Source organism: Psychrobacillus sp. FSL H8-0483 (assembly GCF_038637725.1).
GTDB lineage: Bacteria > Bacillota > Bacilli > Bacillales_A > Planococcaceae > Psychrobacillus.
This window is the reverse complement of sequence record NZ_CP152052.1, coordinates 3541646-3564734: the sequence shown is the minus strand read 5'-3', so window position 1 is coordinate 3564734 and position 23089 is coordinate 3541646. Positions and strand designations below refer to the sequence as shown.

16 protein-coding genes and 2 riboswitches are annotated in these 23089 nt (G+C 37.0%); of the genes, 14 read left to right on the top strand and 2 right to left on the bottom strand.

The window, feature by feature from the left end; all coding sequences use genetic code 11:
* Positions 1-28: 28 nt before the first annotated feature.
* The 13 genes from MHB48_RS17335 to guaA all read left to right on the top strand — a co-directional run bounded on the left by MHB48_RS17335 (position 29) and on the right by guaA (position 19176).
* Complete coding sequence (locus MHB48_RS17335) at positions 29-1093, top strand: Xaa-Pro peptidase family protein (RefSeq protein WP_342599134.1); 1065 nt, start codon at positions 29-31, stop codon at positions 1091-1093.
* A 182-nt stretch (positions 1094-1275) separates the two neighbouring features.
* Complete coding sequence (locus tag MHB48_RS17330) at positions 1276-2838, top strand: catalase (RefSeq protein WP_342601419.1); 1563 nt, start codon at positions 1276-1278, stop codon at positions 2836-2838.
* A gap of 143 nt (positions 2839-2981) precedes the next feature.
* Positions 2982-3632 carry an HAD family hydrolase gene (locus MHB48_RS17325; protein ID WP_342599133.1) on the top strand — a complete coding sequence of 217 codons (651 nt, stop codon included), beginning with the start codon at positions 2982-2984 and terminating at the stop codon, positions 3630-3632.
* Between the two features lie 696 nt (positions 3633-4328).
* Positions 4329-4850, top strand: a complete 522-nt coding sequence (locus MHB48_RS17320; protein ID WP_342599132.1) for a hypothetical protein — start codon at positions 4329-4331, stop codon at positions 4848-4850.
* 110 nt (positions 4851-4960) lie between these two features.
* Positions 4961-5713, top strand: a complete 753-nt coding sequence (locus MHB48_RS17315) for an exodeoxyribonuclease III (protein WP_342599131.1) — start codon at positions 4961-4963, stop codon at positions 5711-5713.
* Between the two features lie 110 nt (positions 5714-5823).
* The gene (locus MHB48_RS17310; RefSeq protein ID WP_342599130.1) at positions 5824-7104 is read left to right on the top strand and encodes an aminotransferase class I/II-fold pyridoxal phosphate-dependent enzyme; all 1281 of its coding nucleotides are present in this window, start codon (positions 5824-5826) and stop codon (positions 7102-7104) included.
* Positions 7105-7604: 500 nt separating this feature from the next.
* Positions 7605-9806 carry a PQQ-binding-like beta-propeller repeat protein gene (locus MHB48_RS17305; protein WP_342599129.1) on the top strand — a complete coding sequence of 734 codons (2202 nt, stop codon included), beginning with the start codon at positions 7605-7607 and terminating at the stop codon, positions 9804-9806.
* Positions 9807-10509: 703 nt separating this feature from the next.
* The gene (locus tag MHB48_RS17300; RefSeq protein WP_342599128.1) at positions 10510-11991 is read left to right on the top strand and encodes a nicotinate phosphoribosyltransferase; all 1482 of its coding nucleotides are present in this window, start codon (positions 10510-10512) and stop codon (positions 11989-11991) included.
* 2 nt (positions 11992-11993) lie between these two features.
* The gene (nadE, locus tag MHB48_RS17295; RefSeq protein WP_342599127.1) at positions 11994-12821 is read left to right on the top strand and encodes an ammonia-dependent NAD(+) synthetase; all 828 of its coding nucleotides are present in this window, start codon (positions 11994-11996) and stop codon (positions 12819-12821) included.
* Between the two features lie 137 nt (positions 12822-12958).
* Complete coding sequence (locus tag MHB48_RS17290; protein WP_342599126.1) at positions 12959-13909, top strand: MoxR family ATPase; 951 nt, start codon at positions 12959-12961, stop codon at positions 13907-13909.
* Positions 13906-15111 (top strand): DUF58 domain-containing protein, encoded by a 1206-nt coding sequence (locus MHB48_RS17285; RefSeq protein ID WP_342599125.1) that lies wholly within the window; start codon positions 13906-13908, stop codon positions 15109-15111. The genes MHB48_RS17290 and MHB48_RS17285 overlap by 4 nt, the downstream gene beginning before the upstream one ends.
* Complete coding sequence (locus MHB48_RS17280; RefSeq protein ID WP_342599124.1) at positions 15108-17312, top strand: transglutaminase domain-containing protein; 2205 nt, start codon at positions 15108-15110, stop codon at positions 17310-17312. Before MHB48_RS17285 ends, MHB48_RS17280 begins: the two co-directional genes overlap by 4 nt.
* Before the next feature lie 34 nt (positions 17313-17346).
* Positions 17347-17448: riboswitch (purine riboswitch) on the top strand.
* A gap of 174 nt (positions 17449-17622) precedes the next feature.
* Positions 17623-19176: a glutamine-hydrolyzing GMP synthase gene (gene guaA / locus MHB48_RS17275; RefSeq protein WP_342599123.1), complete on the top strand. Its 1554-nt coding sequence runs from the start codon at positions 17623-17625 to the stop codon at positions 19174-19176.
* Between the two features lie 394 nt (positions 19177-19570).
* On the opposite strand, the gene MHB48_RS17270 is transcribed toward guaA, so the two are convergent.
* Positions 19571-19960 carry an effector binding domain-containing protein gene (locus tag MHB48_RS17270; RefSeq protein WP_342599122.1) on the bottom strand — a complete coding sequence of 130 codons (390 nt, stop codon included), beginning with the start codon at positions 19958-19960 and terminating at the stop codon, positions 19571-19573.
* 31 nt (positions 19961-19991) lie between these two features.
* Positions 19992-20915 carry a YafY family protein gene (locus MHB48_RS17265; protein WP_342599121.1) on the bottom strand — a complete coding sequence of 308 codons (924 nt, stop codon included), beginning with the start codon at positions 20913-20915 and terminating at the stop codon, positions 19992-19994.
* Positions 20916-21133: 218 nt separating this feature from the next.
* Positions 21134-21235: riboswitch (purine riboswitch) on the top strand.
* A 93-nt stretch (positions 21236-21328) separates the two neighbouring features.
* On the opposite strand from MHB48_RS17265, the gene MHB48_RS17260 reads away from it, so the two are divergent.
* Complete coding sequence (locus tag MHB48_RS17260) at positions 21329-22660, top strand: NCS2 family permease (RefSeq protein WP_342599120.1); 1332 nt, start codon at positions 21329-21331, stop codon at positions 22658-22660.
* Positions 22661-23089: the final 429 nt, after the last annotated feature.

The window sequence follows — 23089 nt, the reverse complement described above, 5'->3', positions numbered from 1 at the left end:
AGAAAAGTGATATTATGGGGGTTTAATAATGGAAAAGCTAGTGGAAATAAGAAAAACGTTTGATGAATTAGGAATTGAGGGTGTCTTGGTAACAGATGGTATCAATAGAAGATACTTAACAGACTTTACTGGAAGTGCTGGAACTGTGCTTATTTCAAAGACGGAAGCGTATTTATTAGTAGACTTTCGTTATACTAGTCAAGCAAATGCGCAGACAAAGGGTTTTACAGTAAAAGAAATAGATAGAGCCATTATTTATGAGGAAATAGGTAATCTTGCAAAAAGTTTAGGGATTAATAAGCTAGGATTCGAAAAACAACATGTATCCTATCATTACTATTCTCAGTTAAGTGAATATATAAATGTAGATTTAATCCCACTTTCTGGAGTGGTTGAAAAGTTGCGTATGATTAAAAGTGAATCTGAAATAGCCATTCTAAAAAAGGCAGCTGAAATTTCAGACGCTGCATTTTCGCATATTTTAACGGTTATTCGCCCTGGAATTACAGAGATTGAAATTGCAAATGAACTAGAATTTCATATGAGAAAATTAGGTGCTACTTCTTCTTCCTTCGATATGATTGTTGCGTCGGGCATTCGCTCTTCATTACCACATGGTGTAGCAAGCGAGAAGGTAGTGGAAAAAGGAGATATGATCACCCTTGATTTTGGTGCTTATTATAACGGTTATTGCTCCGATATGACGAGAACGATTGCTGTTGGAGAACCAAATCCCAAGCTTAAAGAAATATACACAATCGTTCATGGAGCGCTTGAAAATGCATTGAGTGGTATAAAGGCTGGAATGACAGGGAAAGAAGCAGATGCATTAACGCGTGATTTTATTTCTGAAAAAGGATATGGAGAGAATTATGGACATGGCATGGGTCATGGGATTGGTTTGTATATCCATGAAGATATTTTTATGAGTCCCAAATGTGAGCAGCTTATAGAAGAAGGAATGGTTTTAACGGTAGAACCGGGTATTTATATTCCTAATCTTGGTGGGGTTCGAATTGAGGATGATATTCTCATAAAGAAAGACGGAATAGAAATTATTACAAAATCCAATAAAGAATTAATTGTTCTATAACTGGCTCGTTTTATACTTAAAGCTTCTTTGACTTCCTTATAATCTAGGATGTTCAGAGAGGCTTTTATTAATTATTTGTTTATATAAATGGAAACTGGACAGAATATAGGTGGAAAGTAGAATCTATAAGATGTTTAGGAGGACAAAAAGTGACAAACGAGCAGTCTAACTTTGAAACAAATATGGAAGATGAGGATACATTAACGAATAGGCAAGGACATCCAATTACGAACAATCAAAACATAAGAACAGTAGGTAATCGTGGACCTGCAACACTTGAAAACTATGATTTTATCGAGAAGATTAGTCACTTTGACAGAGAACGTATTCCAGAACGGGTTGTGCATGCACGTGGTGCCGGGGCACATGGTTACTTCGAAGCGTATGGAGCAGTTGGAGATGAAAAAGTCTCCAAATATACACGTGCAAAATTGTTTCAAGAAAAAGGGAAACAGACGCCAGTGTTCGTACGATTTTCATCTGTTATACATGGAGGTCACTCTCCAGAAACATTGCGGGATCCACGTGGATTTGCGGTGAAATTTTATACGGAGGATGGAAACTGGGATTTAGTAGGGAACAATTTAAAGATTTTCTTTATTCGTGATGCGATTAAATTCCCAGATATGATTCATGCTTTTAAACCAGATCCTGTTACAAATATTCAAGATTCCGAGCGATTTTTTGATTTTTGTGCGAGTTCACCCGAATCGTTTCATATGGTTACATTCGTTTATTCGCCTTGGGGCATTCCAGCAAACTACCGAATGATGCAAGGCTCGGGAGTGAATACGTATAAATGGGTGAATCAAGAAGGAAAAGCGGTCTTAGTGAAATATCATTGGGAGCCTAAACAGGGCATTCGCAATTTAACCCAAATGGAAGCAGAAGAAATACAAGCGAAAAATTTCAATCATGCGACGCAAGATTTATATGATGCCATTGAAAAAGGTAATTTTCCTGAATGGGAGCTACTCGTGCAAACCATGAGTGACGATGATCATCCTGAGCTGGATTTCGATCCATTAGATGATACGAAGCTATGGCGAGAAGATATGTTTCCGTGGAAGGCCGTAGGAAAAATGGTGTTAAACAGAAACCCAGAGGATTATTTTATGGAAGTGGAGCAAGTTGCCTTTGGGACTGGTGTACTCGTAGATGGACTGGATTTCTCTGATGACAAAATGCTGCAGGGACGTACCTTCTCTTATTCCGATACACAGAGGCATCGTGTGGGAGCAAATTACTTACAGCTTCCAATCAATGCACCGAAAAAAAGAGTAGCGACCAATCAAAGTGGTGGTCAAATGGCATACAGATTGGATAGAGGTCCATTCCAAAATCCGCATATCAATTATGAACCTTCTATATTAGATGGATTACAAGAAGCAGAGCAGCATGGTACAGAATATACACCTATGATTAAAGGGCGTTTAGTCCGTGAATCCATTGAGAGAGACAACAATACAAAACAAGCTGGAGAGACTTATCGCAACTTCGAACAGTGGGAAAAAACTGAACTCATATCGAACCTTGTAAATGACTTAGCCAAATGCGACAAGCGAATTCAAGAAAAAATAATTGCTTTAGCGGAAGAAGCCGACGAAGACTATGGTCGACATTTAAGAGAAGGCCTGAAAAAAGCACCAAAGGGCGGTTCCAGTCAAGCACCTCTAGGAAATAAAGACGGCGATCAAGCACCAAAAGAGGCAATTGATAAAAGCCACGAAGCAGATCCATACTAATAGCGTAGCCCCACTTTCCGATCTATCAGAAGGTGGGGCTTTAGCACAAGGTTTTTACTATCTACTTTCTGAAACAGAAGTAGTATTTTGATAGGAAAAAATACTGTATACTAAGTAGAAATCATTATGGAATGGGGTTCGAGATGAGTACCTATAAAGTAATTTTATTTGATTTAGACGGAACACTTTCAGATCCAAAAGTAGGTATCACGAAATCGGTTCAATATGCGTTAGGGAAAATGGGGATTATCGAGCCAGATATTGATAAACTTGATTGCTTTATAGGCCCACCATTACAAGTTTCTTTTGCGGAGTATTATGATTTGGATGACGTTAATTCGCATCAAGCAATCGAATATTACCGTGAAAGATTTAAGGATCAAGGTATGTTTGAAAATGAAATCTATGCAGGTATCTCAGCTTTATTGGAAATTTTAACGAATGAATCTATTAAGCTAGTAGTTGCTACTTCCAAGCCGACTGTCTTTGCAGAAGAAATATTAAAGTATTTTCAAATTGACCAGTTTTTTGAACTAGTTGTGGGAAGTAACTTAGATGGCAGTCGATCGGCTAAAACAGAAATTATACAATATATATTAGATTCATATAAAGGCTATAAGAAAGAGGAGTTTATCATGATTGGGGACCGTAAGCATGATATTATTGGAGCAAATAATACTGGTATTGCTTCTATAGGCGTTACTTATGGATATGGTTCAGAGGGTGAGCTCCAGGATGCTAACGCTACTTATATCGTGAGAAGTGTAAGCGAATTAAATAGTTTTTTCGTTTAATGCCCCGTGAGTCTCAAATATAGTGGAATAACTAGTATGTATTGACTCCCAGGTGTACTGCTTTAAAATAAGTGCTATAGAGGGAGTGTTGAAGATGGGGTTACTTGGATTTGCAGCAATTTCACTAGTTATATTGTTTGGATTATTTGTACTGGCCATTGCGATCTTTGTTCTATTGAAAATGTCGAAAAAATAGGCTCTGTTAAACTAGGGCACTGAAAAACTCTATTACAGAATTTTTTATGATAAATATTTGAAGTGACGATACTGTGTACTATAGGATTTAGCACGGTGGCGTGAGATTCCTGTGGGAAAGCGAGACAGCCGAGACCCCGCACGAAGTGTTAAAGAAGAAGGAAGGCTAAGTACCGCCTCATCCTGAGGCAACGCCTTCATGACCAACATCGTGTTGGCCCGAGGAGGCTATGCGCTCGCCCACGGAAAGCGAACAGAGCCGTGCTAAATCCAATTAGCGGATATTTATTAGGAATTTTATTAGAATACCACTTTTTCAGTGCCCTTTGTTAAATTAGAGTGTTGTATTTTAGAAGAATATATTTTGTGACGAAAATCCGCAGGAATCTAGCGGATTTTTGTCGTTAACAACATGATCGTTTAACAGATCAAAAAATAAAGAAGGGTTGAACTACTGCTTAATGTAGTGGTTCACCAAAATATTAGAAAGGGGAATTCCAAATGAAACACATTTGTATAATCGGTGGTTCAGGAATGTTGGCTGGGGTCACAACGTGGTATGCAGACAATGATTATATTGTTTCAGTAGTCGCACGAAACGAAGAAAAAATGAACAGAATGAAAAATGCTTGTTCAAATCCCGAGAATATTAGAGGAGTCTACGTTGATTATCGAGATTCTACGAAATTGGAGGAATCACTACAGCAAAATATAAATAGATATGGTCCATTTTCAGAGGCGGTTGTTTGGGTACACTCGGATGGGTTAAATGCACTGACAACTGTATTTGAATTATTAGGGGAAAAGACTACAGTTTGGCATGTAATTGGTAGTAAAGGTAATGCTCAAAATCTCCAAAAACAATATTACCCGACGAAAGATATCCAGTATAACCTGATACAGTTAGGATTTTTAAGAGTTAATAATAGTCAAAGGTGGTTAACTAACAATGAAATCGCTGACGGGGTTATTTACTCTATTCGTTCGGGGGATAGCTATAATTTAATTGGTGAGATCTCTTAAACTTGCTTTTTTGCATACTTGTTCTAGAACCAGTATAATGAATGAGATTTTACATAGAAACGTTAGCCTGGTCCTTGGATCAGGTTTTTATTTTTGGGGAGGGAATACAGATGAAGTTAGTTTCATGGAATGTGAACGGCTTGCGTGCATGTGTGCAAAAGGGATTTTTAGATTATTTTAATGAAGTGAATGCCGATATTTTTTGTGTGCAGGAGACGAAGCTACAAAAAGGTCAAATCGACTTGCAGTTAGATGGGTATGACCAGTATTGGAATTATGCTTTGAAAAAAGGTTACTCTGGGACAGCTGTGTTTACAAAAGTGAAACCACTTACAGTTAAATATGGAGTAGGTGATTTAGAAACAGAAGATGAAGGTAGAATACTTACATTGGAGTTCGAGGACTTTTACTTAGTTAATGTATATACACCAAATGCTAAACGTGATTTAACAAGACTTCCTTACCGGCTTGAATGGGAAGACGAGATGCGTGCTTATTTAACAAATCTAGATACGGTTAAGCCAGTCATCATGTGTGGCGATCTAAATGTAGCGCATGCAGATATAGACTTGAAAAATGCTAAGTCTAATAAAGGAAACTCTGGTTTTACATTAGAGGAATGTGGGAAAATGACCGATTTACTTGCAGAAGGATTTGTGGATACTTTCCGGTATTTTTATCCAGATCAAGAAGATGCCTATTCATGGTGGTCGTATATGAGTAAAGTAAGAGAGCGTAATATTGGATGGAGAATTGATTATTTTATTGCGTCCCAAAAAATGACGCCTATTTTGAAGGATGCATCAATTGATGCGCATGTAATGGGTAGTGATCATTGTCCCGTTATTTTAGAACTGAATTGAAAATTAGTGGTTAGCTCGTGAAATATTCAATATATAACGAGAAAAGGTATTATACTTTAGTGAAATAGAGTACAATATTTTTAAATCAAATATTCTGGAGGTACCAATAGATGAATACTTTAGCTTTGCAGTTAAATGAAAAAATGAAAAATGAAAACCCAGCAATCTTCGATATGTTATCCGATTTAGGACAAAATTTATATTATCCTAAAGGTATTTTAAGTCAAAGTGCAGAAGCAGGAAAAAAAGCACACCGCTTTAACGCAACAATCGGAATCGCAACGGAAAATGGAGAACCTATGCATTTCCGTCATATACAAGATAAATTAGGGTATGCTCCAAAAGATATTTACCCATATGCAGCCCCACAAGGAAAAGAATTATTACGCTCCATATGGAAAGAAAAATTATTAGTTGATAACCCTTCTATGCAAAATAAATCAATTGGATTGCCAATTGTAACTAGCGCATTAACACATGGTTTAAGTATTGCAGCAGATTTATTTATGAATCCGGGAGACGTAGTTATCACGCCAGAACAATATTGGGGTAACTACAATACAGTATTTCAAATTAGAAGAGGCGGTCGTGTAGAAACCTTTCCTTTGTTCAATGAAAACGGTGGTTTCCATGTAGATGCATTCCGCGAATCGCTTGCAAAACAAAAAGAAAAAGCAATTGTCTTATTAAACTTCCCGAACAATCCAACTGGCTTTACCCCTTCTATTGAAGAAGCAGAAGCAATTGTTCAAGTTTTAAAAGATGTTGCAGCTTCTGGAACTAAACTAGTTGTGTTATTAGATGATGCGTATTTCGGTTTGTTCTATGAAGATTCCATAAAGGAATCATTATTTGGTTTATTAGCAGAGAGTCATCCGAACATTTTACCTGTAAAAATCGACGGAGCAACGAAAGAAAATTACGTATGGGGACTACGCGTTGGGTTTATCACTTATGCAGCAACTCCAGATGTTTTAGATGCACTAGAACAAAAAACAAAAGGGATTATTCGAGGAACTATTTCGAGTGGATCTCATATATCTCAAACGATTCTTCTAGAGTCATTACAATCAGAGGAGTTTTTAAAAGAAAAAGAAGAGAAGTTCCAAATTATGCAAGGCCGTGCAGTGAAAACGAAACAAGTACTTGAAAACGAAAAGTTTGCTCCTTATTGGACTTACTATCCATTTAACTCAGGTTACTTCATGTGCTTGAAACTAAATCATGTAGATGCAGAAACACTTCGTTTACATTTATTGGATGAATACGGAGTGGGCGTTATTGCAAGCAATAAAACGGATATTCGTGTAGCATTTTCTTGTGTGGAAGAAAGTGATATTGAAGAACTGTTCGAAATAATTTATAAAGCGTGCGAAGACTTAACAAGATAATTGTAAGATATCACATGTATTGATTAACCAAAAGTACCCAGTAAATTGCAATTAGTGATAAAACACTAGGCACTTTATGTACAGGTGCTTTTGGAGTGCTTGGAACTGAACGAGTTCTTCACCATTATCGAGATTTCTTGATGCAGAGGGATGCGACAAAGTCGCATCCCTCTGCATTTTTTTGATAATCGTGTGGTAGTCGTTCGTCATTCACCTCTTGCTACACTAGCCCTAGTGATCATTTCGTCCAAAGCCAACCAAATACGTACAAGAGCAAGATGGAATCCTTGCGCATTTCTTGTGAAATTTTAATGGGGCAAATTGGATAAACAACAGTCGTGGTTAAATATGAAACTATCTAAGAGAAAAACTTTCTTAGGTAGTTTTTTTGTTACCACATTTCCTTCTTAGAATTATTCTCTTTTGAAAAGCATATTTTAATAGAGGTTATAATCTCTCATTATATTTTGCCAACTGGTTAGATAAAGAAGGAGGAATAAATGATGCGAAGACACGAATCATCTGTTTGGCCAAAGATCATTATTAGCTCTTGTATTGCTTTCCTTGTATTAGTCGGGCTTATTTTTATTGGAATCACTGGAGATGACGAAGAAGAAATAAATCCTTATGCAGTATTGAAAGTAAAGGATGAAGAAAAACCGGTGGAAGTAAAGTTAGAAGGAAAGGAAACACAGAGTCCAGCAAATCCAAATGAGAAGGTGGAGTATGCGTCAACAGAGTGGGCATTCCATGGAGGAGATTATTACAACAGACGTTACTCCATACTAAATCAAATTACAGCTGAAAATATTGGAGATTTAAAGCCGACGTGGGTGACGAGTCTAGGGTCAGGCGCGGAAGATAAATATTCTGGGGAAGCTACGCCACTTGTTGTAGATGGCATGATGTTTATTACAACCGGAGCAAACGACATTTTTGCACTTGATGCAAAAACAGGGGAACAAATATGGGCATATACCCCTGATATTCCACAAGAGATGGATACAGTATGTTGTGGATGGACAACTCGTGGAGTTGCAGTTGGGGATGGAAAAGTATATGCAGGATTATTAGATGCTCGTTTAATCGCACTTGATCAAAAAACCGGTGAATTATTATGGGAAACAAAAGTAGCAGAATGGGAAGAAGGATATACAGTGACAAGTGCCCCACTTTACTATAACGGTAAAGTTTATACCGGTGTATCTGGTGGGGAATATGGTATTCGAGGTCGCGTAATGGCTTATGACTCTGATTTAGGCTTTGAGGTTTGGCGTTTCTATACAATACCAGGACCAGGCGATGTTGATGGAGATACTTGGCCTTCCGATAACGATGCATGGTTAACTGGAGGGGGACCAGTTTGGAATACGCCAGCGGTAGATCCAGAGCTTGGTTACATTTATTTTGCAACAGGAAATACTGCTCCTGACTTAGACGGTAGTAATCGTGAAGGAGATAATCTTTATGCAAACTCTGTAGTGGCAGTAAATGCAGAGAACGGAGATTATGTGTGGCATTTTCAAGAAGTGCATCATGATATTTGGGATATGGATCCTACCAACCCCGTTATTTTATATGATGTAGAGATGGACGGAAAGATGCGTAAAGGTCTTGGGCAAGCGGGTAAAACTGGTTGGGTTTATTTGTTAGACCGTACGGATGGAACACCGTTAGTAGGAATTGAAGAAAAACCAGTGCCGCAAGAGGAACGACAAAAAACAGCTGCAACTCAACCGTTCCCAGTTGGGGATTCCTTTGTTCCCCAAACTATAACGGAAGAAGATATTGCAAATGATTTAGGGCCTGAATTTACAGGAGAAGTTGGAAGTATCTTTACTCCGTTTTGGGATGTGCCGATCACACTTAAACCTGGACCATTTGGGGGGGCAAACTGGCCACCTTCCGCATACAATCCTGATACTGAGTATTATTATGTACTAGGTAATGATCACTACATGTCATTTGAAAGAAATGAATTAACGGAGTTTTCAGAGGGTGACGCTTATTTGGGAAGTATTTTTGGCCCAGTTTTAAATTCGCCAACTAGAGGGACAGTTACTGCAATAGATGTAAAAACAAATAAAATAGCATGGCAACAAAAATGGGATGCTCTAGCTTATAGTGGTGTGTTAACAACTGCTGGAAATCTTGTATTTGTAGGTCATAATGATGGTCGTCTCATTGCATTCGATGCAAAAACGGGTGATCAAGTGTGGGAATATATGATGGATGCAGGGGCAAATGCACCATCCATAACATATGAAATAGATGGAGAACAATATATTTCGATTTATGCGGCAGGAAATGCACTTGCAGGTAGTAAGCATGGAGATAAGGTATATACATTTAAATTAGGCGGAACTTTACCAGAGGGGAAAGTAATCGACGGTTCAGCTAAAAGCAAAGTTAATGAGCTTACTGAAGAGAAAGCTACAGAAGGCGAAACAGTAAGTAGTGCGGCTGTTGGTCTTGAAATATTTAACAACAGCTGTATCGCTTGTCATGGCGATCAAGGTGCAAATGGACACAATGGACCAAACTTACAAAACAGTAAAATTGCAGAAAGTAAAGAGGATGTATTAGAACGCATTACAAATGGAAAATCTACCATGCCATCGTTTAAAGATACTTTAACTCCTGAAGAGATGGAAGCGGTTGCGGACTATGTAGTAACCGTAATCTCTCCGCAAGGTAAATAAAATAGTACGATAGTAAAACTGTCTAAGAGTAAGAGGTCTTAGACAGTTTTTTTGTTATAAAAACCTCTATTTGAGGATAAATGTTTACAAGTGTTTTTACGTCTAGATTCTTGCATAAACCTAGTATCAGAAAAGATTTGTAGCGATGCTGATTAAAAACTATAAGTAAATTTCTATCTTAATAGATTTGAAAGCGGAAACATTTGAGTTTATTTTCATAAATAGTACGTTGTCATTAAAATACGAACATTTATCACTTCGTTGATTGAAGCGGCGGGCGGCGACTCCAGCGGGATGAGTGAAGCAGATAAGTCATCACAAACGACGCGTGAGTTGCGGTGATGGCTTATCGCTCACCCCGCGGAAAGCGTCCGCCTATAGCGGAAATCAACTATACTTTATTCCGTGTAAAATATATATTTCTTTAGTTTCCTTTAGTATTGTGCGTGCTTTTTCATGTAAATTGGAATAATGAAATTGATTCATTTATTTTGAATTCGAATTAAAATTTATTGTAATGAGATTGAAGTAGTTGCAGAATATATTGTGACAGTGATATATCTCCAATGGGTAAATAATGATTTAATTGACGAGAACCAGCCATCATTTCGGTGGCTGGTTTTCTTGTGTGTTATTAGTCCAAGAATATGTCGAAATAGTGTATACTTAGTTCAATTGTTATGGAGAAGGGGATCTTATCTTTATGAAAAAAATTTATCCAGACGACGGTTTAGCATTACATACTGATTTATATCAAATAAATATGGTCGAAGCTTATTGGGCTGATAATATGCATGAACGAAAAGCTGTGTTTGAATTATTTTTCCGGAAGCTTCCATTTGGAAATGGGTACGGAATTTTTGCAGGGTTGGAGAGATGTCTAGATTATTTACGAGATTTTCATTTTACAGAAAGTGATCTAGATTATTTACAAAACGAGCTTGGTTATCGAGAGGATTTTATCGCTTACTTGAAGACAGTACGTTTTACTGGTGATGTGTACTCAATGGTGGAAGGGGAACTAGTTTTTCCAAATGAGGCCATTATGCGTATTGAATCTACATTAGCAGAAGCTCAATTAGTTGAAACTGCATTATTAAATATCGTAAATTACCAAACCTTAATTGCAACAAAAGGTTCTCGTATAAAACAAGTAGTGAAAGACGAAGTTGCTATGGAGTTTGGTTCTAGACGTGCGCAAGAAATGGATGCAGCTATTTGGGGTACACGTGCTGCCTATATCGGTGGGATTGAAGCATCGAGTAATGTTCGTGCAGGAAAGTTGTTTGGCATCCCCGTCTCCGGAACACATGCCCATTCTTTAGTACAAGCATATAAAAATGAATATGATGCTTTCCATTCGTATGCTAAACGTCATAAAGATTGCGTCTTTTTAGTGGATACATATAACACCTTAAAAACAGGTGTTCCAACTGCTATTAAGGTTGCGAAGGAGCTTGGTGACACGATTAACTTTATCGGGATTCGCCTAGATTCAGGGGATATTTCATTTCTTTCAAAAGAAGCTAGAAAAATGTTAGATGAAGCTGGTTTTACAGATGCGAAAATTATCGTATCTAATGACTTAGATGAATACACAATTCTAAACTTGAAAGCTCAAGGTGCCAAGGTAGATAGCTGGGGTATTGGAACGAAACTAATTACAGGGTATGATCAGCCTGCACTTGGAGCTGTTTATAAAATAGTTTCTATTGAAAATGAAGCAGGAATAATGGAAGATACGATCAAAATTTCTTCTACAACCGAAAAAGTAACAACGCCTGGTCAGAAAAAACTGTACCGTATCATTGATAAAGAAAATGGAAAGGCAGAGGGCGACTATATTACAATGCACGATGAAGACCCTACGCATGAGGAACGCTTAAAAATGTTCCATCCGGTCCATACATTCGTATCAAAATTTGTAACCAATTTCGAAGCGAAAGATTTACATGTAAAAGTAATTGAGGGTGGACAAGTTATTTATGAAAATCCTGATTTACCAGACATTCGTCAATATGCGCATGATAATTTAGAATTACTATGGGATGAATATAAACGATCCCTTAACCCAGAAGAATATCCAGTCGATTTAAGTCAAAAATGTTGGGATAATAAAATGCGTAATATTCAAGAAGTGAAGGAAATGGAACATTATTTCATTGCTCAAAATGGAGGTCGTTAAAGATGTCATCAAAGCAACGAGAGATTATAGAGACGCTAAAAGTAAAGCCAATTATTGTTGTAGAAGAAGAAATTCGTTTAAGTATCGATTTTATGAAAGCATATTTAAAGAAGCATCCATTCTTGAAAAGTTTAGTTTTAGGCATTTCCGGAGGGCAAGATTCTACATTAGTTGGAAAACTTGCTCAACTGACAGTAGACGAATTAAATAAGGAAATTGGCGAAGAACAGTATGTGTTTATAGCAGTAAGTTTGCCGTATGGCGTGCAATTTGATGAAGCAGAACGTCAAGATGCGCTTCATTTTATTAACCCTTCCCAACGCGTAACAATTAACATTAAAGAATCGGTGGATGCAAGTGCTCGTGCACTAGCCGAAGCGGGTATTACGCTATCAGATTTTGCAAAAGGCAATGAGAAAGCAAGAGAGCGCATGAAGGCCCAGTATTCCATTGCTGCAATGCATAATGGAGTTGTCCTTGGGACAGACCATGCTGCAGAAGCAGTCACTGGATTTTATACAAAGTATGGAGATGGGGGTGTCGATTTAACGCCAATTTTCCGTTTGAATAAAAGACAAGGAAAGCAATTACTCAAGCAGTTAGGTTGTCCAGAGCATTTATATTTAAAGACACCTACCGCTGATTTAGAAGAAGACCGCCCTGCACTTCCAGACGAAGTGGCACTTGGTGTAACTTATGAGGAAATTGATGACTACTTAGAAGGTAAAATGGTATCGAAGGAAGCACAAGAAAAGATTGAAGGCTTCTATAATCGCTCGAAGCATAAACGTTTTATGCCGATTACTGTTTTTGATGATTTTTGGAAATAATAAAACGAAGTCGAATTGTCTCCAATGAGGTAATTCGACTTTTTAATTTGTATTTTTTTGTAATTTTCGGTATGCTTGTAAAGTATTAAATTAATATTCTAACTAATCTATCAATAGTGAGTGTTGGGGGTAAGCAGATGACAGAACAAAGTCAAATTCACGCAATTATAGCGAATATAGAAAAAGTAATGATAGGTAAGAAAAATATAGCGGAGCTTGCGGTAATTGCTCTCTTATCAGAGGGACATGTACTTTTAGAGGATGTTCCGGGAGTAGGGAAAACGATGATGGTTCGAGCTCTCGCAAAATCAATAGGTGCCGATTTTAAAAGAATTCAATTTACGCCAGATTTATTGCCATCCGATGTATTGGGGGTTTCCATTTACAATCCGAAAGAAATGGAATTTGAATTTAGACCTGGTCCGATTTTAGGAAATATTGTCCTTGCAGATGAGATTAATCGTACTTCTCCAAAAACGCAATCCGCTCTGTTAGAAGGAATGGAAGAAGCGTCCGTTACGATTGATGGAGTGACTATGCCAATTCCAAAGCCGTTTTTCGTTATGGCTACGCAAAATCCAATTGAGCATGAAGGAACGTATCCTTTGCCAGAAGCTCAGCTGGACCGTTTTTTATTGAAACTAAAAATGGGATATCCACATCCAAGTGAAGAAATAGAAATACTAAATAGATTAGAGCACGCTACTCCTATTGAGACTTTGGAGCCTGTCCTTTCTTTGGAGGAATTAATACACCTACAGAAGCAAGTGAAGCTGGTAAAAGTAGATTACACGATGAAAGGGTATATTGTAGATCTTGCAAATCGAACGAGACAAGATACTTATATATACTTAGGTGTTAGTCCTCGAGCTTCCATAGCATTAATGCGAGCTTCCCAAGCTTTTGCCATGCTACAAGGAAGGGACTTCGTTACACCAGATGATATTCAGTACTTAACTCCATTTGTTTTTGGGCATCGTGTCATCCTTCGACCAGAAGCAAGATATGATGGCATTTCAACAGAGGAAGTATTATCTCGAATCGTGAAGCGAACACCTGTCCCGATTAAGAGGAAAATAAGTCAATGATGCAATGGCTCAAACGATTAAAGAAGCTAAAAGGCTTTACAGGTATCTTGTTTCTTCTAATTGTTGCGTTTGTCTATGCAATGTTTCAAGGGGGATTTGTTAGTTGGTTTCTATTTTACCTCGTCGTTCCTCTTTCTATTTATTCGTTTCTATTATTCTTGTATCCATTATCTAAAGTAGAAGTGGAACGAACCATTGAAACGCGCAAGGTATATAGCGGAGGGAAATTTTCAGCAATCGTTCGAGTGAAACGAAATAATCGTTTTCCGCTTATGTATATTAAGTATAAGGAAAATGTAAGTTCTACGCTTGAGCATACAACCTCATGGAAAAGGCTAGCTTTTTGGGGAATGAAAAAAGAGCTTACGTGGACGTTTGAAATCGATCATATTCCTCGTGGAGAGCATGTCTTAGAGGGTTCAACCATTCAGGTATGTGACTTATTCGGATGGATACAAAAAGAAACGGTTATCTCAAACAAAAAGATAATCCTCGTATTTCCTAATTTAACGGAGATGGTATATATTCCGATTGAAACAAGATACGACCAAGGAGCAGCCTTATCCAGGATTCAAACGATGAAGGATACGTCCATGGCAACGGGAGTAAGATCTTACCAACCAGGAGATCGTGTTTCGTGGATTCACTGGAAATCATTTGCCCGCACTCAAACACTTAAAACGAAAGAGTTTGAAGACCGCCAATCACAAGACTTGTTCGTTTTAATAGATAGAACTCCTTCTAATCTTTTTGAAGAAGTGGTCGATTTATCCGCCTCAATCATGCAAGCAGTCGTTCGGCATCAAGCATCTAGTGGCTTTTTGTCTCTTGGGGAAAATCGTTTATTTCTTCCGTCTGTTCAAACGGAAGAACAGCTACAACGTGTGCTTTATCATTTAACAAAAGTTCAAGCCGGTTTAACAAAGCCGGTCGAGCAAGTAGTCTTGCATGATGGTGCATTAGCGCAAGCAACATCCCTCTTGTATATTACTAGTAGACTTACACATGAATGGATCGATAGTATTCAAAAGACAGCAGGTAACTTACGTGTTTGTACTTGCTTTGTTGTAAAGCAAAAAAATGAGAAATCACTAAAAGAAGAACATTCTCTGTACCAGTATGCAAGGAGCAGAGGAATACAGGTTCATAATATAACAAAGGATCGGTTTGCCCAAGCATTTTTGGAGGTGAAGCGTTCATGAGTGCAAAGACACAAGAAACAATTTTATCCTTTATCATTTATTTTTCTGTTTACCTTTTAATGGTCGAATGGTTAAAGCCTGTTATTGAGTTAACGGATACGGATAATTTGAATTTATTTTGTTACTATTTAGCGTTATCTTTTTTATTCTACTTACTAAAGTTGAACTGGAAATATGCAACTCTATTAAAATTGCTATTTATTTGTTGGGTAATCGTGGCTCTTTACACGGACCTTTCCTTTTTATCAAGAGAGGCATTTTCTTATTTATGGGAAACTCTCGTAGTAAATGTCCAAGCAATCGTGACGCAAGAATGGCAAAAAATGAATGACCCTTTTCGTACAGTATTGTTTTTTATCCTGTTATGGATGACTACGTATTTATTGAATTATTGGATTCGTGTTCGAAAAAATCTGCTCTTATTCTTTGTGCTCACTGTTTTATTTATAACGATTTTAGATACCTTCAGTGGCTATAACGGAGACAAGAGTATTGTGATCATATTAATTTCTGGGTTTATCGTAATGGGATTGTTATATGCACAAAAGCTTATGAGTGAAAATAAAGAGGAAATGAAAGGAACATTTTTATTCGCCTCAGTTACTAGTTTAGTAGTGCTACTTTTGATAAGTGGAGTGTTTGCCTACACATTGCCAAAAGCAGGACCAAGCTGGCCAGATCCAGTGCCATTTTTCACATCTTCGAACCCTAATGCTTCTTTTGGAGAAGGTAGTAAAGGTAATGGAGTGACTCGGAAAGTAGGGTATGGGGAGAATGATGAAGAGCTAGGTGGGGGTTTTAGTAGCGATGATACACCAGTGTTTATGGCAAATGTACAAACGGAGCAATATTGGAAAATAGAGACGAAGGATACGTATACCTCGAAAGGGTGGATTCAATCTAGTATAGATTCTGAAATTAGTAGCTTTAATTCAGGGGAATCGATCATTTCAGACATTGCTCCTGGAAATGAGGACGGGACATCTGTTGCAAGTATTAATATGCTACAAGAGTTTCCTTTTATCATGCAGCCTTATGGAATAAAAAGCGTAGATTCAATAAGCCAGGCACCTTTTCGGATGGACATGGACACGAGGAATCAAAAAGTTTCTACTTTTATTGGGGAAAATACTGTACCCATTATGAATTATGATACCACGTTTAGTGAGCCAGTTTACAGTTTAAAAGCACTTCGAAGTGCAACCATTGAAGACGTAAATGCACTATCAAGTGAGTTTGATAGATATTTACAACTGCCAGAAAATTTACCAACAAGAGTAAGAGATCTAGCTACTTCTATTACGGAAGGTAATAGAAGTTTATATGATAAGGCAATATCAATTCAACGATACTTTCGTCAAAATGGTTTTAGTTACAATCAAAACTTCGCGGCTATTCCAGAGGGTGACACTGATTATGTCGATCAGTTTTTATTCGATACGAAGGTAGGCTATTGTGATAACTTTTCCACCTCTATGGTCGTTTTACTTCGCTCGGAAGGAATTCCATCACGTTGGGTGAAAGGCTTTGCTCCAGGTGAAGTTGTTGATCAGATAGATGGTGTGCCAGTATTTGAAGTAACGAATAATAATGCTCATTCTTGGGTGGAAGCATATTTCCCTAACGTAGGGTGGATGACTTTCGAGCCAACTATTGGATTTTCCAATAATCCAACCGTAAATTATGACATTGACGCTCAATCAGATGAGCCAGAAGTACCCGAAGCAAGTCCAACTCCAACTCCCGAAAAACCAAAGTCTGAAAATGAGCAGTCAGAAATTTCTATAGGCTTCACGGAAATGATGAAAACTGTTGCCAAATGGGTATCTGAACGAAAGGCATTAATAATCTGGACCCTAGTTGGAATAACTTTCTTCAGTTTGCTTGTGTATCGACATAGAGGGAAGTGGCTATCCAAAGTGCTTATACCTGTATATCGAATGAGAAAAAAGGATTGGAATACTTTTGAGAAAATGTACCACCAGTTATTAAAAGAACTTAATAGGTACGGTCTAAAAAGAGAGCAAGGGCAAACTCTTATGGATTTTGCAAAACAGGTTGATATAAACTTTGGAGACCGACATATGAGAAGGCTGACAAGTACGTATGAAAATGGATTTTATGGTAACAATAAAGATAATGTAAATTACGCATTAATGAGAGAAAGTTGGGAAAATTTAATCAATCAACTAAGCGGTTGATTTTAGGTTCGACAACCTGTAAACTGAAGTCAAATTAAATTGACCAAGTTGCCCTCGTATATGTCCGATAATATGGTTCGGATGTCTCTACCAAGTTACCGATAATAACTTGACTATGAAGGTGAATGCAGTCATGTCTTTTTTAGGGACATATGCATTCACCTTTTTGATGTAGAGAACGTAAACGCGTAGAGAGAGTAATACTTTCATACGCGTTTTTTTTAATCTTATTCAGTAAAACATCCAAATACCAAAGTGAATTTGATTGAGAGGCGCAACTTGGATTACTTATAAGAAGAGGTGGATGCTAATGTCTTCAACTCCATTGTTGATAGAACAAGAAAAGATCGTCGTACTAGATTTCGGAAGTCAATACAACCAATTAATCACGCGTCGTATTCGTGAATTTGGAGTATACAGTGAACTACATCCGCATACAATCACAGCCGAAGACTTAAAGAAAATGAATGCTACAGGTATCATTTTCTCCGGCGGCCCAAACTCTGTATACGATGAAAATGCATTTCATATTGACCCAGCAATATATGAAATTGGCGTTCCTATTTTAGGGATTTGCTATGGTATGCAATTAATGTCACAACATTTCGGTGGAAAAGTGGAAAAAGCTTCTCATCGTGAATACGGTAAAGCGGAAATTGATGTGAAAAATGCGACGGCTCTATTTGGAAAACTTCCTGCGAATCAAGTTGTATGGATGAGTCATGGTGACCATGTAACTGTAGCGCCAGAAGGATTTGAAGTAATCGCAACTAGCCCATCATGTGAAGTAGCAGCAATGGCAAATGAAACGAAGAAATTTTATGCAGTTCAATTCCATCCAGAAGTAAGACATTCTGCTTATGGAATCGAATTACTTCGTCAGTTCGTATTTGACGTTTGTCATGCAACTGGTGATTGGACAATGGAAAGCTTTGTTGAAATGGAAATTGAAAAAATTCGTGCTGAAGTTGGCGACAAAAAAGTTCTATGCGCACTAAGTGGTGGAGTAGATTCTTCTGTAGTTGCTGTGTTAATTCATAAAGCAATAGGCGATCAATTAACTTGTATGTTTGTGGATCACAACTTGAACCGTAAAGGTGAAGTTGCACAAGTAATGAAGACTTTCACAGAAGGCTTTAACATGAAAGTTATTAAAATTGATGCACGTGAACGTTTCATGAATAAATTAGCTGGCGTTTCTGATCCAGAGCAAAAACGTAAAATTATTGGTAACGAATTCATTTATGTATTTGATGAAGAGGCGTCTAAATTAGATGGTATGGATTTCTTAGCTCAAGGTACTCTTTATACAGATATTATTGAATCTGGTACTGCGACAGCTCAAACGATTAAATCTCACCATAACGTAGGTGGACTACCTGAAGATATGCAGTTCAAGTTAATCGAGCCTTTAAAAACATTATTTAAAGACGAAGTGCGTGCACTTGGTTTAGAGCTTGGTCTTGACGAAGCAATCGTTTGGCGTCAACCATTCCCAGGTCCTGGTTTAGGTATCCGTGTACTTGGTGAAATCACAGAAGAAAAACTTGAAATCGTTCGTGAATCTGATGCAATTCTTCGTGAAGAGATTGCAAAAGCTGGTCTAGATCGTGATATTTGGCAGTACTTCACAGTGCTTCCTGACATCCGTAGCGTTGGTGTAATGGGCGATGCACGCACATATGACTATGCAATCGGTATCCGTGCAGTAACTTCTATTGATGGAATGACTTCTGACTGGGCACGTATCCCTTGGGACGTTCTAGAAAAAGTAAGTGTTCGTCTTGTAAATGAAGTTCCACACATCAACCGCGTAGTGTATGATATTACGAGTAAACCACCAGCAACGATTGAGTGGGAATAGGAAGTGAAGTTTAACTAAAAGCAAAATAAGATAAACCCTGATATACCAATGTTTATCGTTAGTTTTTAGTTAGGTACATCGCTTGTTACGTGCAACTATTTATTATGAAAAAATTAAACTCTCCTATATTCGTGTTTTGCGAATGAGGGAGAGTTTTTTTATGTCTAAAATTATGTTACTCATACAAGAGTTTTATTAAAACAACAAATTAAAGGTAGGTATAGTCATTTCCGGGCGCTATTTACAACTTTATTAGAAGATGCTAATAAAAGTCCTTGTAATTCATTTTAAAAGACACCTTTCTTTTATTTTGTGTTGCCTTACAGGAAAAACCCTCGATTCTTTTTTAGAATCGGTTTTTTTGTTCTCTTACTTTTGGATGTGCTGCTATGTTTTAGCCATTAGAAACGGATAAATAGATACTTATACTTCCATCTGTTTTATAAAGTTCAAAGTCATGATTGTATGTTCGAGGTAAATCACTCTTCCAAATCTCGTTCCAGGCTTTACCGACAGCTTCCATATCATTAGTTGTAACTTCCCAAACATAATATTCACCCTTGGGAATAGTAACGGTAGAGTTCCCAACCACTTCTTCTGTTCCGATTAAAAAGTCAAAGTCACCTGTATGATCACTTTGGTAGTTACTATATATTGCGTATATATCACCTTCCACTTTATTCTTCAAAAATTCACCCCACATGTTTGAAAATACACGAATATCATTATTGTTTGTTCTAATTTTGTTTCCGTAGATTGCTTTAGTTGAAAATTCTTTTCGCACTTTACATCTCCGCCTCTCTACAGAAAATGTATCATGGAATATATGACAACTGAGTGTCACTATTTAATTTATTGTAGATTTTATTTAACTCATTGTAATATTTACGTTTTAATGATTCGGGCTTAATTATCTCAACCGAGCTACTGAACATGAATAAAAAAGGTAACAGATTTCTATTATTATCAAACGAAAATACTACTTTGATGTAGTTTTCGTGTATAGTAATTTCATTTTCTAAGAAAAAGTCATACAACTTACCTAATTGATCTCTTTGAAAAACTAATTCAGCGATCTCATAAGAAGGTGCTAAGTCAGTTTCTTCTACGTTTGCCGCAGCAAATTCTTCATCAAGTAATGTATAATTTCTTATTCGCGTTAGCTTAAATAATCTTCTATCGTTTCTTTTTTCACAGTAAGCCTCTAAATACCAACTACCACCATTTAATACAATTTTATAAGGTGAAATAACTCTATGTGTGATTTCACCACTTTGAGAAACATATTCTATGTGCAACTTCCTATTCAAAGCTATCGCTTGTTTTAAAAGGATTAACTTGTCCTGAAGATTTTGTTCGATTTCTTTTCTATGTATAGTAGGGGAGTAAAAGGAAAAGTGCTCCGACATGTTATTGATTCCTCTTAAGCTCTCCAATTTATCTATAAGCATTTGGCTATCCTCATGTACCATGCTTGTTTGAATTTTTAGAGCCTCAATAATCTTTTGTTTTTCTTCATCGGAAAACAAATATCTATCCATTTTATAAGAAGGCATCAACCCAACTCCGCCATTTCGTCCATGAAATGTTACAACTGGAAGGTTAGCCAAAGCTAAAGACTCAATATCTCTATAAATGGTTCTTTTACTCACCTCAAACTTTTTAGCAAGTTCATCTGCCGAAACAATTTCGTTATTTAATAAAACAACTAGGATAGATAATAATCTTTCAATTTTCATTATAAAAATCTCCTCTGTTGATTATGATGTTTAAAATAGATCATCACCATTTTAACTACGAAAGACTCTTCTAAATTTCATGTATAGCACACTCTTCCTTATTTTACTAAACTGTTTATGTAATATGTCAGATTTTTAAAAAGCGAACTATTATATAATTAATTTTAAAAACGTTCGTGTTTAGTATTGATTTTAGAAAAAATCAATGGTATATTACATACATAATTTAATTATGTCGTCGTATAACGTTGGGAATAAGGCCCGAAAGTCTCTACCGAATCACCGTAAATGATTCGACTACGATGAGAGGAAAGCATTGTTCTTTCCCTTATTGGAGATTTTTAAAGCATACGACCGTAGTAATTGGTCGTATGCTTTTCTTTCGTTATCGAGACAAAAAAATGGAGGATCTCATGAAAAAGTATTTTCAGTTTGACGAATTAGGTACGAACTACCGCAGTGAGATTATTGGTGGTTTAACAACATTCCTAGCAATGGCTTACATCCTCGTAGTAAACCCAATGATTTTATCGCTTGAAACAGTAGAAGGATTACCAGACTACATGCATATGAATAAAGGAGCTGTGTTTACAGCTACTGCTATTGCAGCAGGTGTCGGTTCTATTTTAATGGGGGTATTAGCAAAATATCCAATCGCACTAGCTCCTGGTATGGGACTAAATGCATTCTTTGCTTATACAGTTGTATTGGATTTCGGAGTTTCTTGGCAAGTAGCTTTAACCGGTGTATTTGTTGCAGGTATTATCTTTATTCTTCTTTCATTAACCGGTATTCGCGAAACAATTATTAATGCAATTCCAACTGAGTTAAAATACGCAGTTGGTGCAGGAATTGGTTTATTCATTACTTTTGTTGGTTTACAAAATGCTAAGATTATCGTTAGTAATCCTGCAGTAATCGTTGGATTAGGTGACTTAACAGATCCGAATATTCTATTAACAATTTTCGGCCTAGTAATTACAATAATTATGATGGTGAGAGGCGTTAAAGGTGGGATTTTCTATGGTATGCTAATCACGGCTATTGTTGGTATGATTTTCAGTCTAGTGCCAATTCCAACTGCAGTCGTTAGTAGTGTTCCAAGTGTGGCACCAACTTTTGGGGCAGCGCTTGATCCAATATTCAATGATCCATCATCTCTTTTTAATCATCAATTTTTGATCGTAGTACTTACTTTCTTATTCGTTAACTTCTTTGATACAGCAGGAACATTGATTTCTGTAGCAAACCAAGCTGGATTGATGAAAGGTGAAAAATTACCACGTGCTGGTAAAGCACTACTTGCAGACGCAATCGCTACAACAGCGGGTGCAGTAGTAGGTACTTCTACTACTACTTCTTATGTAGAATCAACTGCTGGTGTTGCAGCTGGTGCACGTTCAGGTTTTGCAGCAGTAGTGACAGGGGTACTTCTATTATTATCACTATTCTTCTATCCAATATTGAGTGTAGTTACTTCATATGTTACTGCACCAGCATTAATTATCGTTGGGGTATTAATGGTATCTTCCTTAGGAAATATAGAATGGAAGAAATTCGAAATTGCAGTTCCAGCATTCTTCGTAATTATCGCAATGCCATTAACTTATTCCATTGCAACTGGTATCGCAATTGGATTCCTATTCTATCCAATTACAATGATCGTAGCTGGAAGAATTAAAGAAATACATCCTATTATGTATGGCTTGTGGCTAATTTTCCTTGGCTACTTTATATTCTTATAATGAAGTGAATGAAAAGAGAGACTTTATGTCTCTCTTTTTTTAGTTATCTCAAATAAAATCATTCTCTTTTTCTATTAGGAAATCTATTTTTGGAGAGAAGTATGTTTCCAAAATGAAGTGCCAAACGTAGTAAGCAGAGGGTTTAGAAGCAAAGATTTATATCTAAGATTAATAATTGTATTTATCCGAATAAATTGTTATTGTATATTTGTCGATATTTATCGTTTTTTGTATTGACGGAGTATCGAAAAGGGTGTTAAGATACAGAGGTCGCTAAAACAAAACGACAACATGAACATTGAAAACTGAACATGCAAAACGTTAAGACATATAGCTTGAAAGACTAACTTCGGTTAGCTTGATAGCAAAACAATTTTTGACATCATTTAATGATGATGCCAGCAAAACAAATGAGCTTTTTAAGTTCTC